This window comes from Candidatus Igneacidithiobacillus taiwanensis (assembly GCF_031962545.1).
GTDB classification, from domain to species: domain Bacteria; phylum Pseudomonadota; class Gammaproteobacteria; order Acidithiobacillales; family Acidithiobacillaceae; genus Igneacidithiobacillus; species Igneacidithiobacillus taiwanensis.
Genome location: NZ_JAVRKK010000011.1, coordinates 9,831 through 24,403 on the forward strand (window position 1 = coordinate 9,831; position 14,573 = coordinate 24,403).

Below are 14,573 nucleotides of genomic sequence, written 5' to 3' on the forward strand. Positions count from 1 at the left end.
GCCCAATTCTTAGACCAGGAGCCCCTGCCCATGACCTATGTGGTTACCGAGTCTTGCATCAAGTGCAAGTACACCGATTGTGTGGACGTTTGCCCGGTGGATTGCTTTCGCGAAGGGCCCAACTTCCTTGTCATCGATCCCGACGAATGTATCGATTGCACCCTCTGCGAGCCCGAATGCCCAGCCGGAGCCATCTTCCGTGACGACGATCTGCCGGAAGGGCAGGAAGATTTCGTCGACATCAATGCGCGCTTGGCCAAAGTCTGGCCGCCAATCATTCAAAAGAAGGCTGCCCCTGCCGACGCCGATGAGTGGGCCAAGGTAGAGAACAAACGGGCTTTGCTCGAAGAGTGACTGCCACACGGCGGAGTTGGCTGCGCTCCGCCACTTTTCGGCGGTTTTTGCAGCTCCTGCGACCGCACCGGGGTGCCATCTTTTTGGCTCTGGCCTTTATGGCCGTATCCGGGCTAGCCAGCGGTGCCAGTGCCTACATCGTCAAGCCCATTCTCGACCGCATTTTCATTGCGCGCGACGCCGAGATGCTGCTCTGGCTGCCGGCGGCAGTCATCCTCATCTATGCCCTGAAAGGTCTCTCCGACTATGCCGGGGGGGTGCTTTTGGCACGCATGGAAGAAGACATCCTGCGCCAGTTGCGCGAGCAACTCTATGCCCACACCCTACGCCTGCCCTTGCCGACCCTGCTTGGGCACAGCCAAGGCAGCACCCTCTCGCGGATGAGCCTGGATCTGACCCTCCTGCAGCAGAGTCTTTCGGTACTGGCGCGATTTTTCCTGGCGGCGGTGCAGATTTGTGTGCTCATTGGTGTGGCTTTTTACATGAGCTGGCAACTCGCCCTGATCAGCCTCGGTACCCTGCCCATTGCCTTTTACCCCCTGATACGTTTTGGGCAGAGCCTGCGCCGACGCGGGCACGAACAGCAAGAGCAGATGGGCGACATTCTCGGGCAATTTTCCGAGAGTCTGCGCGGGGTGGAAGTCATCAAGAGTCAAGGCACGGAGGACTTCGAGGCGCGGCGCTTTGCCGGCCTTGCCGCGGAATATTTTCGCCTGATGATGCGTATCGTGCGGATTCAAAAAGCGAGCACGCCGATAATGGAGCTCATTGCCGCCCTCGGCATTGCCGTTACCATCTACCTGGGGGGCGAAGCCGTGGTCAGCGGCAACATGAGCACCGGGGCCTTTTTTGCCTTTCTCACGGCCTTGGCAATGGTCTACGAGCCCCTGCGCCAGCTGAGCGCCGCCAATAATCAGCTGCAGCAGGGGCTCTCGGCGGCGGATCGTCTCTTTCATTGGCTCGACCAAGCCCCGGAGGCAACGACCGAATTCACGGGTACCCTACCCCACCTTGCTTCCTGGCGCTGCAGCGGCCTCTGCCTACGCTATGGAGAGGACGCCGTATTAGACGACCTTTCTCTGTCGATTCCCCAAGGCAGCTTTACCGCCCTGATTGGCGCCAGCGGCAGCGGCAAGACGAGCCTGCTGCGCATCATGCTCGGACTGCTGCCCCCGAGTGACGGAAACCTGTGGATCGGCACGCGCAGCGCCAAGGAGATGTCTTTGGCAGAGTATCGCCGGCATTTTGCCTATGTGGCGCAAGAGCCCCTGCTCTTTTCGGGTACGGTGCTCGAGAATATTGCCTATGCCGATGTGCATCCCGATCGCGAGCGCGCCGCCGCTGCCGCTCGCGCCGCCCATTGTTGGGAGTTTTTGGAAGAAATTGGCGGCTTGGAGGCCCCGGTGCAGGGGCACGGCACCAATTTTTCGGGCGGCCAGCGCCAGCGCCTGGCCATTGCCCGGGCGCTCTACCAGGAGCGTCCGTTTCTGGTACTCGATGAGGCCACCAGCGCCCTCGACAGCGAGAGCGAGCAGCGCATACTACAAACCCTGGCTGAATTGCGCGGGCGAGTAACCATCATCGTTGCTGCCCACCGCGAGGCCAGCCTCGCCCTGGCGGATCAGGTCATCCGCCTCGAACGCGGAAAAATCGTTGCCACCAACGCCGCGGTAAATGACGCCTGAGCTGCGCTTCGCCAGCCGCGTCGGGCCGGGGACCATAACGCTGCTGCCAGAGCGCTTGCTGTAGTTCTGCACGCGCCTCGGCGGCAAGCGGAAGTTGTTGTAGCCAAGGCCTTTCCCGGCCGGGCCGCAGGTCCTCGAGACCAGCGCGGCGCAAGAGCCCGATGGCACGGCGACGAAAACGCGTGGCGGCATCTTCCGGCGCCAAGGCTCGGCGCCGCAGCTGCCACAACAGCAGCAATAAGCCAACGAGGGCGAGGTACAGCAAAGGTCGCGTCGACGTCTGCCAAGGAGTCGTGGGAGTCGTGGCAGGAGACTGCGGGGTATGCTGCAATAAGGAGCCCGCCGCCAGCCAAACCGAACGCTGCTTGCTGGGGCTGAAATTGATTACCCAATTCAGCCACTCCCACTGCAGCCAGCTCCAAATTTGGCTGCCTGCCGAAAGACTTGCCACTGCGGAGCTCGCGTCGGCGGAGCTCTGCCCTTCCGCCGTTCCCGGGGTGGCATCGAGCAAGACCCAGCGGCCATGCAGCCAAGCCTGTACCCAGGCATGGGCCATATTCTGCCGCACCACCCAAAAATCCCCCAGGGAGTCGTATTGGCCGCCGTGATAGCCGACCACTACCCGCGCCGGTACACCATCGAGGCGCAGCAGGGTCGCGAGGCCAGCGGCGTAGTATTCGCAAAAGCCGGTATGACTGTGCAGTAAAAAATCCGCCAAGCTCTGCCCATGGGGATAGGCGGGCGGGGTCTGCAGGCTATAGCGGAAGCTTGGACCACGCAGCCAGGCAAGAATCCGTTGCACCGTTGCCGCATGATCGGTGCCACGTAGGGAGTCCGCCAGGGCACGAATCTGCGGGTCGACCTCGGGCGGTAATTGCAAAGCAGCCGCACGCGCGGCCGCGGAAAAACAAGTATCCTGCGCCCCCGACCAGGCGGTGTAGCGATAGGCTTGGTCATCTTCCTGCTGCAGGCGCCAGCCGGATGCGTTTTGTACCGGGAGGCTACTTTGCACCCGAAGGGGGGTGGTCAAGGCAAAAAGGTAGCTATGGCGCCCCGGGCTCAAGAGAATGTGCTGTTCCCATAATGGGGATTCCTGGGGAGTGCAGTGCAAAGGAGGTGTACCGGGTTGCCAATGCACACCGCCAGCGTCCTGCCAGAGGACGGCACCAACCCAATACATCTGCGCCGACGCCAAGTGCGGACCCTGAATCTGCGCGCGGAAGGCGACTGCAGGATCGTTCTGCAGCGACTGGATCTGCGACGGATTCAGGCTGGCAGAAAAACCGCTGACCGCCGTACCCACACTCCCACCCCAGTGCCAGAGCGGGGTCGGAGTGCGCGGCAGCAGTAAAAACAGCCCCCCCATGATGGGCAAGAGCAGCAGCACAAAGCCGAAGGCAAACCCTGCAAGCCGCAGGTAATCGCGAAATTCCGGCGCCCTTTCCTCGGCCGCGCGGGCGTCGAGATAGCCCTGCCAAAGAAGGGCGAGGAGCAACAGGAAAAGCTCGAGGAGAAAGTAGATACCAAGGGAGAGGTCGACTTGAATCCAAGCGGCAAGCCCCATACCCAGGAGCAGCAACGCGGCAATCTGAAAAAGATCGCGGATACCGCGTAATTCGAGAATTTTGACCGCAAAGAGGACATAGAGACTGGCCGCACCCATCTGCAGCCAGTTTCCCCATCCCGCCGTGAAGTTGGCTAAAAACAATAGAAAAATGGTAATCACGAAGCGGGTGATCGGCGATAGGCCAGCGAGCGGCAACTGCCCGCCGCGGCCAAGCACCCACAATAGTGCCAGCAACCAAAGCAGCGTCGGCCATTGCCAGGCCAAGGGCTGCAGCGCCAGAAAAAGCAAGGCACCAACGATGAGCAGCAAGAAGGGAACGAGGAGCGCTGGTTTCATCGCCGCCACCAACGGCGCCGTTGTACCGGCTTTGGCGCCGGCACAAAGGGCGCTTGTCGGGCCAAGGCCCAAAGGGCATCGCGATAGCCAACCCGGCCCCGACCGGTCCAGTCACCTGCAGGCAGCCGCAAGCACCACGCCGCCCCCGCCTGGAGGGCATTGTCGAGGGCGGAGCGGAGAGCCTGCAGTCGCTCCTCGTGCCCGAGCGCGGCCAAGGCGGGATCATGGTAATCCAGTTGCAGAACGGGATCTCGCTCTTCTTCCCGCAGCAAGACCGGAAGACCCGGCGGCTGCAGAAAACCTTGGCGCCAATCGCTACGACGCCAGAGTACCCGACTCAGAGCCTCATTGGGCAGGCGCGGCCGCAAGGCAGCCACCGCATCCCCACCTGATCGGCGCTGGCGGGGACCGACGCTCGTTACCGTCGCGATCGTTTCGCCGGATCCCGGACCTCCCGCCGCTGGCGCCACCCAGGGGAGATCTTCGGCAGGCAACACCAAGCGCTGGCCGCGCCAAACGAAACTGAAGGGGAAAGCCGAGCCCAGCCGCAGCTCCGGTAGCTGCAGCGGGCCGCGTTGCATCGGCCGCCAGGGAAGGCGTAGCTCCACCGTCGCTCGCCCCGGTAGGCGGGCAATCTGTGCCCGCGCCGTGGGTAGGCGTAGCTCGAGCAGCCATACCGTCCACACGCGCGGATTGCTGACCTGCAGGCGCAGTTCACCATGGGCTGCCACCTGCAGTAATTGGCCCGGAACCAAGCGCACATCGAGATATTGTAGATTGAGCAGCGCCGCGAAACCCGACAGGATCATCAGCGCCAACATCATCGAGACCAGCAAAAACAGCATGTTATTGCCGGTATTGACGGCAGCAAAGCCGATTGCCAGGGTAAACACGATAAACAGCTTGCCGGCGCGGGAGAGCTTGACCTCCCGCTCCTCTACGCGCCGAAACCCCAACATTTCTGCAGTAACTGCCCAAGTTGCTGCTGGGCATCGCCGGGGTCGCGCCAACGGAGGCGATGCCCGAGAACGGCGGGGGCCACGGCGGGCAGGTCGTCGGGAACCACAAAATCACGCCCAGCGAGAAAGGCCCAGGCACGCAAGGCCGCCTGCAGGGCCAAGAGCCCGCGCGGGGAGAGACCAAAGCGCAGCGCCGCATGACGCCTGCTCTGCTCCGCCAAATCGAGCAAGAGATCGCGGATTTCCGGGCTGAGAAAAACACGGCGGGCAGACTCCTGCCATTCGCAAAGGGCGTCACTATGCGCCACCGGCTCCACGCCCTGGGCGGGCAGGGCTTCGCCCAACAATAGCCTTTCCTCCGCCGCCCGGCTGGGGTAGCCGAGGGAGAGGGAAAGCAAAAAGCGATCGAGTTGATTTTCTGGCAGGGGAAAAACGCCGTCGAACTCCTCGGGATTTTGGGTGGCAATGACAAAAAAGGGCGAGGGCAAGGGGTAGCAGGCCCCTTCCAGGGATACCTGCCCTTCTGCCATGGCCTCCATGAGAGCCGATTGCGCCCGCGGTGAGGCACGATTGATTTCGTCCACCAGCAAAAGAGAATGGAAGATCGGGCCCGGCCGAAATACAAAGGAGCGCTGTGCGGGGTCGTAGAAATTACTGCCGAGAATATCTCCCGGAAGAATATCGGCAGTCATCTGCACCCGCGCAAAAGGGAGTTCGAGGGAGCGCGCCAAGGCCAAGGCCAGGGTGGTCTTCCCGAGCCCCGGCAAGTCTTCGAGCAAGACATGACCGCCGGCGATAAGGGCGGTCAGCACCAGACGAATCTGCCCTTCCTTATCGAGAACGATGCGGGAAAGCTGTTCGAGGAGTTGCCCTGGACCCGATGCTGCCCTCATTCCGCCACCTGCAGGCGACGCGCAGCGAGGGTTTCGTCGACCCGCTGTACCGGCAGATTCTGCGGCGCATTGCGCAGCAGGTCGGGCTCTTCGAGAGCCTCGCGCCGAATCTGCGCCATGACCTCGAGAAAACGATCCAGGGTCGCCTTGCTCTCCGTTTCCGTGGGCTCGATCAGCAGACACTCCGGCACCAATTGCGGGAAGTAGACCGTGGGCGCGTGGATGCCAAAATCGAGGAGGCGCTTGGCGACATCTAATGCACGGATGCCACTGGCCTTTTGCAGATCCTGCACCGAGACGATGAATTCATGACTCGCCCGCCGCTCGGGATAGGCGAGTTGGTAACCCAGGCGCCGTAGCCCCTGCTGCAAGTAATTGGCATTGAGAGCGGCGTAGGTGGCAACCCGACGCAACTCGACCCTGCCGAGACGGCGAATATAGGCATGGGCGCGCAGCAAAACGGCGATATTGCCACCGTGGGCACTGAGTTGGCCGATACTCTCGGGGCGGTCGGCAAGGCTCTCCCAACGGTAGGCTCCGAGGGTTCCCGTCACCCGGGGCACGGGCAAATAGGGCACCAGCCGCTCGCCCACGGCAACGGCGCCGGATCCCGGCCCACCACCGCCGTGGGGCGTGGCGAAGGTCTTGTGCAGGTTCAGGTGCATGACGTCAAAACCCATGGTGCCGGGTTTGACCCGCCCAAGAATGGCGTTGAGATTGGCACCATCGTAGTAGAGCAAAGCCCCGGCCTGGTGGACGAGGGCGGCAACCTCTTCGATTTGCCGCTCAAAGACGCCCAGGGTGGAGGGATTGGTGAGCATGATACCCGCCACATCCGGCCCCAAGGCCGCCGCCAGGGCATTGAGATCGAGGTCGCCATCGGCGCGGTTGGGCAGTTCGGTAACGGTAAAACCAGCCATGCGGGCGCTGGCCGGGTTAGTACCGTGGGCCGCGCCTGGAATCAGCATGCGCTGGCGAGCGCTATCGCCACGGGCACGGTGATAGGCGCGGATCATCGCTACTCCCGCCAACTCCCCCTGGGCTCCAGCCGCTGGACTGAGGCTCACCGCTGCCATCCCCGTCAGTTCCGCCAACCAGTCCTGTAATTCCGCCAAGGTCTGCAACAGACCCTGGGCAGCCGCCGCCGGGGTCGCCGGGTGCAGGCGACTGAAACCGGGCAGGGTCGCCAACTCGTGGGCGATGCGCGGATTGTACTTCATGGTACAGGAGCCGAGGGGATAGAACTGGGTGTCAATGGAAAAATTCTTTTGGCTGAGGCGGGTATAATGCCGCAACACCTCGAGCTCGGACGGGTTGGGCAAAGGCAGGTCCCGGCGCAGCAATTCGGCGGGAATATCGAGTTCCGGCAGCGCTTCCTCGCGCTGGTGATCGTAGGCAAAGATGCTGTCTTCCATCAGGCTGCCTCCAATGCCCGGGCGAGGGCGTGGGTGTAGGCGTCGAGATCTTCGTCTTCGCTCAGTTCGGTGGCCGCTACCAGAAGATCGTGGGGATTGGCGCTGGGATCGAGCTCCTGCGCGGGCACCCCGGCGAGGATGCTATCCGCCAAGAGACGGTCGCGCACGGCAGCAGCGGGTTGCGGCAGGCGTAGGAGGAATTCGTTGAAGATCTGCCCAGCATAGGGAGAGGAGACCCCGGGCAAGGCGGTGAGTGCAAGCTGCAGCTTGCGCGCTTGCTGGTGCGAGCGAGCCGCGGCACTGCGTAGCCCCGCCGCCCCGAGGGCGGCCAGATGCACCGTTGCCGCGGTAACGAGCAGGCCCTGATTGGTGCAGATATTGCTCGTCGCACCCGCGCGGCGAATGTGTTGTTCCCGCGCCTGCAGGGTCAGGCAGTAGGCGGTCTTACCGCCAGCATCAACGGTTTTGGCCACCAAACGCCCGGGCAGCTGGCGCACGTAGGCGCGTTTACAGGTAAGAAAACCAAAGTATGGGCCACCACCAGCCAGGGGCACCCCCAAGGGCTGCCCCTCTCCCACGGCGATGTCTACCCCCTCGGCACCCCACTCCCCCGGGGGCTTCAAGAGCGCCAGCGCCAGGGGATTGACCACGGCAATGCGTAGCAACTGCCGCGCCTCCGCCCAGCGCGCCGCGGCATCGACATCTTCCAAGAGACCAAAGCGATTGCTTTGTGGGATGACCAGGGCGGCGGCCTCGGGAAATTCTGCCGCGGGAAGCTGCAATCGACCGCTCTGCGCATCTTGCGGCAAGTGGCGCAGGCGGATGCCTTGCAAGGAAAGCAAGGAGTCGAGTACCCGCTGCCAATGCGGCCAGAGCCCCGCGGGAATGAGGATTTCCCGCGCTTGCGGACGCAGGCGCAGCGCCATGAGGCAAGCCTCGACCAGCGCCGTGGCACCGTCGTAGAGGGAGGCGTTGCTGATTTCCATGGCGGTGAGGCGAGTCATGAAGCTCTGAAATTCGTAGAGCAGCTGCAAGGTGCCCTGGCTTGCCTCCGCCTGATATGGGGTGTAGGCGGAGTAAAATTCCCCGCGCCGTGCCACTTCCCAAACGATGGCAGGGATGTGATGAGAGTACGCCCCGGCCCCGGCAAAACAGCGCAGTGGCGCTTGCACCGCGGCGCGCTCTTCGAGCAAGCGACGCAGCCTCGCCTCGCTGCACGCCTCGGGAAGATCGAGACGCAAAGATTGCAGGGCGGCCGGGATCTCGTCGAAGAGCTCGTCGAGTTCCTGCACGCCGATTGCGGCCAGCATGGCGGCGGTCTCCGCCGCATCGTGGGGGATGTAGGACATGGTCAGCCAGCGATGCTCTTTTCGTAGGCTGCGGCATCGAGAAGCTTGGCGTACTCGCTCTCCTCCGCCTCGATCTCAAAGATCCAGCCCTTGTCGTAGGGTGCTTCATTCAGCCACTGCGGGTTGTCGTTCAGGGCTTCGTTGACGGCAACGATCTTTCCGGAAAGGGGCGTGTAGAGATCCGAGGCCGCCTTCACCGACTCCACCACCCCGCAGGCACCCTCGGCGCGGACTTCTTGCCCCAGTTGCGGCATCTCGACATAAACCACATCGCCCAAGAGTTCCTGGGCATGGTCGGTGATGCCTACCCGATAACGCCCGGCGTCGCGGGGCGCAACCCACTCATGGGTGCTGCTGTAGCGAAGAGATGCGGGAATCTGTGTCATTGCGGAACCCCCTCCTGTGTGGGATAAACGGCGCGACCATGGCGCCAAAATGGCGGCTCGACCACCCGCGCTGGCACTTGGCGCTGGCGAATCTGCAGAAACACCGAAGAATCCGAGCCGATGGCTGCATCGAGACGGGCAAGGGCAATACCCTGCCCGAGGCTCGGGGCGAAGGAACCGCTCTGCACCCGCCCCACGGGCTGACCGGCGGTATCGACAACGCGGTAACCAGCGCGCGGGATAGCATCGCGGGGCAAAAGCAGGCCCCACAGACGCTGCCGCGGTCCGACGCGACGCTCCGCCTCGACGGCTGCACGGCCGATGAATTGTCGCTCGGGATCGCGCAAATCGACGGTCCAGCCGAGGTGGCTACGGTCGGGGCTGTCTTCTGGCCCCATGTCCTGCCCGTAGAGATTGAGACCGGCCTCGAGGCGCAGGCTATCGCGCGCCGCCAAACCGGCCGGGCGCAGCCCCGCAGCCACCAGGGCATCTGCCAAAGCCGGCAGAGCAGCATTGCTGGTGAGGATCTCGACACCGTCCTCACCGGTATAGCCGGTGCGCGCTATGAAGAGATCAGTGCCGGCGCTCAAGGAGCGAAAGCTGCGCAATGCCGCAAGCTCCGCCAGCCCAAGGACGCCGGCCACGAGTTCGACCGCCCGCGGCCCCTGGCAGGCCAGGATTCCCCAATCATCCCGCGGCTGAAAGCTGACCGCCTTCCCGGCCGCGAGCTGGCGCAAGTAGGCGGTGTCTGCCCCTGCCCCGGCAGCATTGAGGACGACACGATAGCGCTCGGGAGCAAGAAAATAGACGATCAGATCGTCGAGAATGCCGCCATCTTCCTGCAACATGCAGGTGTAGAGGGCCCGACCCGGCTCTCGATCGAGGCGGGCGACGTCATTGGCCAGAGCGCGCCGCAGCAGGGCGCGGGCGTCGGGGCCAGAAATATCGAGGGGCCGCATGTGCGAAACATCGAAGATGCCGGCGTTCTGGCGTACCGCTTGGTGCTCCTGCAGCTGCGAGCCGTAGTGCAAAGGCATCTCCCAGCCGGCAAAAGGAGACATCCGCGCGCCCTGGGCAAGATGCCAGTCATACAAGGCGGTGCGCTGCAAAGCTGCGGTCATGACGCTGCATCCCGCGCCTGCCGGGCAAGGGCCGCCAGGGTTTGCCGCCAGCCCTGGGGGCTCGCCACCGGGTCAGCAAAGGACAAGCGTAGGCGCTGGCTGCCCGACTGTAGATCCGCACCCTCGGCATCGAGGGCGAGCAGGCGTACCGCTTCTGGCGCCGCGCTGCCCGTTGCCCAGCGCCAATAGTCGTGCAGGGCATCGGCATGGTCGGCATTCATGTGCGCTACCGCACCTGCCTCTGCGAGTTCCAACTCCCGCAGATCGCCGGCAAGCAGGATGCTTTCCTCCGGCCCCATCCAGCCCATGCTGCCAAAGCCACCAATCCAGCGAATACGGCGGATATCGAAGCGGTAAAAATGAAAGTCGGGCATGTCGCGGTAGCCATCGGCACCGGGCATGAGGCAAAGCAGGCGACCTTCCAAGGCCGGATCGGGGTGCACCCGATGGATATCTCCCTGCAGGGTCAGCCGCGGCAACTCCATGAGATCGGCGCCCGGTTCCCACACCAAAAACGCAGCACGGGCATCCTTGCGCAGGTACTGCTGGTGCACCGCGAGGTTGGAGAAAAGAAAATGGGGGCTACCGGCATGATCGCAGGCGTAATGGACGACGGCGGTGTACGGGGTGCCGTCGGGGTCGAGGACGGCGATGGCACCCTGGTAGTGCCCGCGCAGAAAGGCACGTAGGGAATCGGCGCTATCGTCCATGATCAATCCCGAAAATTCTGGAATTGCAGGGGCAGGTCGAAATCGGCGCCGCGCAGGACGGCAATGGCGCTTTGCAACTCATCGCGGCTCTTGCCAGTCACCCGCAGTTGATCGCCTTGCATGCTGGCCTGTACTTTGAGCTTGCCATCTTTCAGCAGCTTGATCATTTTCTTGCCAATCTCCGCGCTCACCCCCGCTTTCAGGGTACAAACCTGCCGCTGCATACCGCCGGCGGCATCCGTCACCTTGCCAATTTCCAAGGCCTTGAGGTCGATGCCACGCTTGACCAAGCGCTGCGCGAGCAAATCGAGCATCTGCCCCAATTTGTACTCGTCTTCGGCGAGCAAGACCAGTTCATGCTCCTTGCGCTCGATGCTCGCCTTGCTCCCCTTGAAATCGTAGCGGTTACCGATTTCCTTGCTCGTAGTGTGCAAGGCGTTGTCGACTTCCTGTAAATCGATTTCGGAGACTACGTCAAAACTCGGCAATTCGTTGCTCCTCCAAGACATCAGGATGGACATGACCATGCTGCGTTCCTGCCCGACAACCGGGGCAATCGGTAACCCAACGCGCGCCGTGTGGGGTGATTTCCTTCTTCCAAAAGGGCGCCGAGGTCTTGAGCACGTCGATGAGATACCGGCAGGCATCGAAGGCGGCGGCGCGATGTCGGGACCACACCGCCACCAGGACGATGGGATCTTGCGGCTGTAGGCGCCCGTAGCGATGAATGATGAGGCTGTCGAGAATCGCGAAGCGCCGCCCCGCCTCCCGGGCCACCCGCTCGAGCTCGCGCTCGGTCATTCCCGGATAATGCTCGATTTCCATGGCCAAAATATCGGCGGCGTCGCTGTAGTCGCGCACGGTACCCAGAAAACTCACCACGGCACCCGCCTCGGGCTGGGCATGAGCGGCAATTTCGGCACCCTGATCAAAGGCTTCACTCTGTACGCGCACGAGCACGGCTTTACCCCCCGGTAACCGGCGGGAAGAAGGCGATTTCGTCGCCATCCACCACCGGCTCCTGCAAGTGCACATGGACCTGATTGCGCGCTGCCAGCAGGTGCGAACCCGCTAGGGAGACCCCCGTGCGGGCCTCCACTTGCGCGAGAATTTCCGCGACGGTAACCGGGGTGGTCGACGCTGCGAGTTCGAGCTCCCCGAGCCCCAGGCGCTCGCGCACGCTGGCGAAGAACTTGACGTGAATCATCGGCACGCGCACCCTTTGCAATCCATCGAATGATGGTAGACGTTGCCTTCCAGCCTTGCAAGACGGGGTCTGCAAATGTTTGTCGCCTATCTGCTCTTCCTCGCCGAGACCGGTACTTTGCTGCTTGCCAGTTTCTTTCTGCTTGCGGGATTTTCTGTTTGGCGCAAGCGCAGTAAGGGTTCCCAATTGGAGATCGTCGACCTCGGTCAGCGCTACGAAGAGCGTGCAACGCAATTGCTGCGCGCCCGACTCCCCAAAAAAGCCGCCAAGCAACTGATCAAAAAGCGCAAAAAATCGCGACAGGAAGCGGAGCAGCAGGCAGACCGGGGCTGCCTGTACGTCATCGATTTCAAGGGTGACTTGCGTGCCTCGGCGGTAGAAACCCTGCGCCAGCAGATCGATGTCGTCCTGGCCGCACGGCAGGAAGGCGACCGCGTTTGTCTGCGGCTGGAAAGTGGCGGCGGCATGGTCAATACCTACGGGCTGGCAGCAGCCCAACTCTTGCGCCTGCGCGAAGCCGGCCTGGAGCTGACGGTGCTCATCGACAGCGTCGCCGCCAGCGGCGGCTACATGATGGCAGCGGTAGCCCAGCGCATCGTTGCCAGCCCTTTTGCCTTGGTGGGCTCCATTGGCGTCATTGCGCAAATACCGAATTTTCATCGCTGGTTGCAGGAGCACAAGGTCGATTTCGAGCAATTCACCGCCGGCAAGTACAAGCGTACGGTCACCCTCTTTGGCGAAAACACCGACGAGGGACGCCAGAAACTGCGCGAGGAACTGGCGGAAATCCATACGCAGTTTCGCGAGCTGATTGGCCGCTATCGGCCCCAGCTCGACCTTGAGAAGGTCGCTACCGGCGAGGCTTGGCTGGGAGAGAAAGCCTTGGCCTTGGGTTTAGTAGACGAGCTAGCGACGAGCGACGCCTGGATTCAGCGCGCTGCCGAGGAGCAGAAGGTACTTGCCCTGCACTTTGCCACCCGCCCAGGCCTAGCCCAACGCCTGGGACTCAAGGCCCAGCAAGCCTGGGACGGAATCTGGTCAGCGCCCCGGTTCTGAGCGGCAGCGCCAGAGTCCAAAAGCAAAGACAAGCCAAGACAGGATCATGGCACTGCCGCCAATGGGCGCCAAAAAGGCATACTGCCGCCCCAGAATAGCCACCAGATAGAGACCACCGCTGAAGAGCAAAAGTCCCAGCAACATTAGCACACCAGTCCAAGTCCAGAGCCGCCGCTCGCCCCATTGCGCTGCTGCCAAGCCCAAGACGATCAGGCCAAGCCCCTGATAAAACTGGAAACGATTGGCGATATCATAGACGTGTAGCGCTCTTGCCCCCACATCTTTGGCCACCAAATGGTCGCCAGCAGCGGCCAATATCACCGCAGCCGCGCAAAAAAATGCTCCCCAAGCGGCCCAAAGAACACCAGTCTTTTCGCTCTTCTGCATCCCTTTTCTCCTAATCGTTACATAAATTCCTACGATAATACGGGGAGCCCGGCCCGTGCTATCCTTAGGGCCAAAGGAATTTTCTAGGAGCGAATACCCCATGGCACATCGTATCGTCATTCTTGGCGGGTCTGGTTTCGTTGGCCGGCACTTGGCAGAGCGACTCTGCAGCCAAGGTCACCAAGTGCGCATTCTTACCCGTAACCGCGAACGCCATCGGGAAAACCTCCTGGTTTTGCCCGGCTTAGAGCTGGTGCAAGCCAACGTCCATGATCCCATCGAACTCGAACGACAACTGGTGGATCGTGACGTCGTCATCAACTTGGTTGGCATACTGCACGAGCGACGTCCCGGACGCAGCGATCTGCCCCCGGCTCGCCATGGCGATTTCGAAAAGAATCACATCGAACTGCCGCGCCTCGTGGCCAACACCTGTGCTCGCGTTGGGGTACCGCGTTTGCTACACATGAGCGCCCTCGGTGCCAACCCAGTGGGGCCGAGCGGCTACCTTCGTTCCAAGGGCATTGGCGAGGAAATCGTGCGCCAGTCTGGCGAAAATAGCGCCGCTCTCGGCCATTTCACCTACCTCAATGGCCCCAAGCTGCTGTGGGGGCGGGGTCTGCACGTGACCAGTTTTCGCCCTTCGGTGATTTTTGGCGACGGCGACAGCTTCTTCAATCAATTCGCCAAGCTACTGCGCTCAGTGCCGTTGGTAATTCCTTTGGCCAAGGCCCAGGCCAAACTGCAGCCGGTTTGGGTAGAAGATGTGGTGAGCGCCTTCGTGCAAGCCATGGATGATCCCAAAACCTATGGCAAGGCCTATGACCTCTGTGGGCCCAAGGTCTATACCCTCGCCGAGATAGTGCGCTATACCCAGAGCCTGGTCGGCAAACACCAAGCCATCATTCCCCTCTGCGATCTTTTGGCCACGGCACAGGCCATGGTCTTTGAGCGGCTGCCGGGAAAGATCATCACCCGCGACAATCTGCGCTCTTTGTCGGTTGACAACGTGTGTACCCGCAACGATCTCTTGCAGATTTTTGGCATCGAGGCGAGTTCGGTGGAAAGTATCGTGCCAGAGTACATCGGCGGCGGACGGGCAGGGCGTTTGGCGCAGTTACGCAACCGCCGCGCCGGCAGTGCCTGAA

The 14,573-nt window shown here is 62.3% G+C and carries 16 protein-coding genes; 4 read left to right on the forward strand and 12 right to left on the reverse strand.

The features are described 5' to 3' along the window. Nucleotides 1-30: 30 nt before the first annotated feature. Both fdxA and RTI30_RS03100 read left to right on the forward strand, forming a co-directional pair. Nucleotides 31-354, forward strand: coding sequence for a ferredoxin FdxA (gene fdxA / locus RTI30_RS03095; protein WP_312262110.1), 324 nt, complete (start codon nucleotides 31-33; stop codon nucleotides 352-354). Then, nucleotides 351-2,039, forward strand: a complete 1,689-nt coding sequence (locus RTI30_RS03100; RefSeq protein WP_312262109.1) for an ABC transporter ATP-binding protein — start codon at nucleotides 351-353, stop codon at nucleotides 2,037-2,039. The genes fdxA and RTI30_RS03100 overlap by 4 nt, the downstream gene beginning before the upstream one ends. Here the strand turns inward: RTI30_RS03100 and RTI30_RS03105 are convergent. The 11 genes from RTI30_RS03105 to RTI30_RS03155 are packed head-to-tail and all read right to left on the reverse strand — an operon-like array spanning nucleotide 1,981 to nucleotide 11,994. Then, complete coding sequence (locus RTI30_RS03105) at nucleotides 1,981-3,942, reverse strand: DUF3488 and transglutaminase-like domain-containing protein (RefSeq protein ID WP_312262108.1); 1,962 nt, start codon at nucleotides 3,940-3,942, stop codon at nucleotides 1,981-1,983. The genes RTI30_RS03100 and RTI30_RS03105 overlap by 59 nt on opposite strands. Continuing rightward, on the reverse strand, nucleotides 3,939-4,901 hold the full coding sequence (locus RTI30_RS03110; RefSeq protein WP_312262107.1) for a hypothetical protein: 963 nt from the start codon (nucleotides 4,899-4,901) through the stop codon (nucleotides 3,939-3,941). The genes RTI30_RS03105 and RTI30_RS03110 overlap by 4 nt, the downstream gene beginning before the upstream one ends. After that, complete coding sequence (locus RTI30_RS03115) at nucleotides 4,880-5,794, reverse strand: AAA family ATPase (RefSeq protein ID WP_312262106.1); 915 nt, start codon at nucleotides 5,792-5,794, stop codon at nucleotides 4,880-4,882. The genes RTI30_RS03110 and RTI30_RS03115 overlap by 22 nt, the downstream gene beginning before the upstream one ends. Further along, nucleotides 5,791-7,209 (reverse strand): aminomethyl-transferring glycine dehydrogenase subunit GcvPB, encoded by a 1,419-nt coding sequence (gene gcvPB / locus RTI30_RS03120; protein ID WP_312262104.1) that lies wholly within the window; start codon nucleotides 7,207-7,209, stop codon nucleotides 5,791-5,793. The genes RTI30_RS03115 and gcvPB overlap by 4 nt, the downstream gene beginning before the upstream one ends. Next, a complete protein-coding gene (gene gcvPA / locus RTI30_RS03125) occupies nucleotides 7,209-8,558 on the reverse strand; it encodes an aminomethyl-transferring glycine dehydrogenase subunit GcvPA (RefSeq protein WP_312262103.1) in 1,350 nt (449 codons plus the stop codon). Before gcvPA ends, gcvPB begins: the two co-directional genes overlap by 1 nt. A 2-nt stretch (nucleotides 8,559-8,560) precedes the next feature. Next, a complete protein-coding gene (gene gcvH, locus RTI30_RS03130) occupies nucleotides 8,561-8,944 on the reverse strand; it encodes a glycine cleavage system protein GcvH (protein ID WP_312262101.1) in 384 nt (127 codons plus the stop codon). Beyond that, nucleotides 8,941-10,065 carry a glycine cleavage system aminomethyltransferase GcvT gene (gcvT, locus tag RTI30_RS03135; protein WP_312262099.1) on the reverse strand — a complete coding sequence of 375 codons (1,125 nt, stop codon included), beginning with the start codon at nucleotides 10,063-10,065 and terminating at the stop codon, nucleotides 8,941-8,943. The genes gcvH and gcvT overlap by 4 nt, the downstream gene beginning before the upstream one ends. Beyond that, entirely contained in the window at nucleotides 10,062-10,775 is a 714-nt protein-coding gene (locus RTI30_RS03140) for a DUF2470 domain-containing protein (protein WP_312262097.1), read from the reverse strand. Before RTI30_RS03140 ends, gcvT begins: the two co-directional genes overlap by 4 nt. Before the next feature lie 2 nt (nucleotides 10,776-10,777). Then, entirely contained in the window at nucleotides 10,778-11,263 is a 486-nt protein-coding gene (locus tag RTI30_RS03145; protein ID WP_312262095.1) for a YajQ family cyclic di-GMP-binding protein, read from the reverse strand. Further along, nucleotides 11,250-11,783: a molybdenum cofactor biosynthesis protein MoaE gene (locus tag RTI30_RS03150; RefSeq protein ID WP_312262093.1), complete on the reverse strand. Its 534-nt coding sequence runs from the start codon at nucleotides 11,781-11,783 to the stop codon at nucleotides 11,250-11,252. Before RTI30_RS03150 ends, RTI30_RS03145 begins: the two co-directional genes overlap by 14 nt. Next, nucleotides 11,740-11,994: a MoaD/ThiS family protein gene (locus RTI30_RS03155; RefSeq protein ID WP_312262091.1), complete on the reverse strand. Its 255-nt coding sequence runs from the start codon at nucleotides 11,992-11,994 to the stop codon at nucleotides 11,740-11,742. Before RTI30_RS03155 ends, RTI30_RS03150 begins: the two co-directional genes overlap by 44 nt. A gap of 63 nt (nucleotides 11,995-12,057) precedes the next feature. Here RTI30_RS03155 and sohB point away from each other — a divergent pair, with 63 nt between their 5' ends. Next, the gene (gene sohB, locus RTI30_RS03160) at nucleotides 12,058-13,038 is read left to right on the forward strand and encodes a protease SohB (protein WP_312262090.1); all 981 of its coding nucleotides are present in this window, start codon (nucleotides 12,058-12,060) and stop codon (nucleotides 13,036-13,038) included. Here sohB and RTI30_RS03165 read toward each other — a convergent pair. Then, nucleotides 13,021-13,425, reverse strand: a complete 405-nt coding sequence (locus tag RTI30_RS03165) for a DUF423 domain-containing protein (protein ID WP_312262089.1) — start codon at nucleotides 13,423-13,425, stop codon at nucleotides 13,021-13,023. The two genes, sohB and RTI30_RS03165, sit on opposite strands and share 18 nt — an antisense overlap. Nucleotides 13,426-13,525: 100 nt before the next feature. On the opposite strand from RTI30_RS03165, the gene RTI30_RS03170 reads away from it, so the two are divergent. Further along, nucleotides 13,526-14,572 (forward strand): complex I NDUFA9 subunit family protein, encoded by a 1,047-nt coding sequence (locus RTI30_RS03170; RefSeq protein WP_312262088.1) that lies wholly within the window; start codon nucleotides 13,526-13,528, stop codon nucleotides 14,570-14,572. Nucleotide 14,573 lies beyond the last annotated feature (1 nt).

Bases quoted from the DNA above. Each gene is read 5' to 3' on its own strand.
- fdxA (WP_312262110.1), top strand. From the start codon at position 31: ATGACCTATGTGGTTACCGAGTCTTGCATCAAGTGCAAGTACACCGAT.
- RTI30_RS03105 (WP_312262108.1), bottom strand. From the start codon at position 3,942: ATGAAACCAGCGCTCCTCGTTCCCTTCTTGCTGCTCATCGTTGGTGCC.
- RTI30_RS03110 (WP_312262107.1), bottom strand. From the start codon at position 4,901: ATGTTGGGGTTTCGGCGCGTAGAGGAGCGGGAGGTCAAGCTCTCCCGC.
- RTI30_RS03115 (WP_312262106.1), bottom strand. From the start codon at position 5,794: ATGAGGGCAGCATCGGGTCCAGGGCAACTCCTCGAACAGCTTTCCCGC.
- gcvPB (WP_312262104.1), bottom strand. From the start codon at position 7,209: ATGGAAGACAGCATCTTTGCCTACGATCACCAGCGCGAGGAAGCGCTG.
- gcvPA (WP_312262103.1), bottom strand. From the start codon at position 8,558: ATGTCCTACATCCCCCACGATGCGGCGGAGACCGCCGCCATGCTGGCC.
- gcvH (WP_312262101.1), bottom strand. From the start codon at position 8,944: ATGACACAGATTCCCGCATCTCTTCGCTACAGCAGCACCCATGAGTGG.
- gcvT (WP_312262099.1), bottom strand. From the start codon at position 10,065: ATGACCGCAGCTTTGCAGCGCACCGCCTTGTATGACTGGCATCTTGCC.
- RTI30_RS03140 (WP_312262097.1), bottom strand. From the start codon at position 10,775: ATGGACGATAGCGCCGATTCCCTACGTGCCTTTCTGCGCGGGCACTAC.
- RTI30_RS03150 (WP_312262093.1), bottom strand. From the start codon at position 11,783: ATGGCGACGAAATCGCCTTCTTCCCGCCGGTTACCGGGGGGTAAAGCC.
- sohB (WP_312262090.1), top strand. From the start codon at position 12,058: ATGTTTGTCGCCTATCTGCTCTTCCTCGCCGAGACCGGTACTTTGCTG.
- RTI30_RS03165 (WP_312262089.1), bottom strand. From the start codon at position 13,425: ATGCAGAAGAGCGAAAAGACTGGTGTTCTTTGGGCCGCTTGGGGAGCA.
- RTI30_RS03170 (WP_312262088.1), top strand. From the start codon at position 13,526: ATGGCACATCGTATCGTCATTCTTGGCGGGTCTGGTTTCGTTGGCCGG.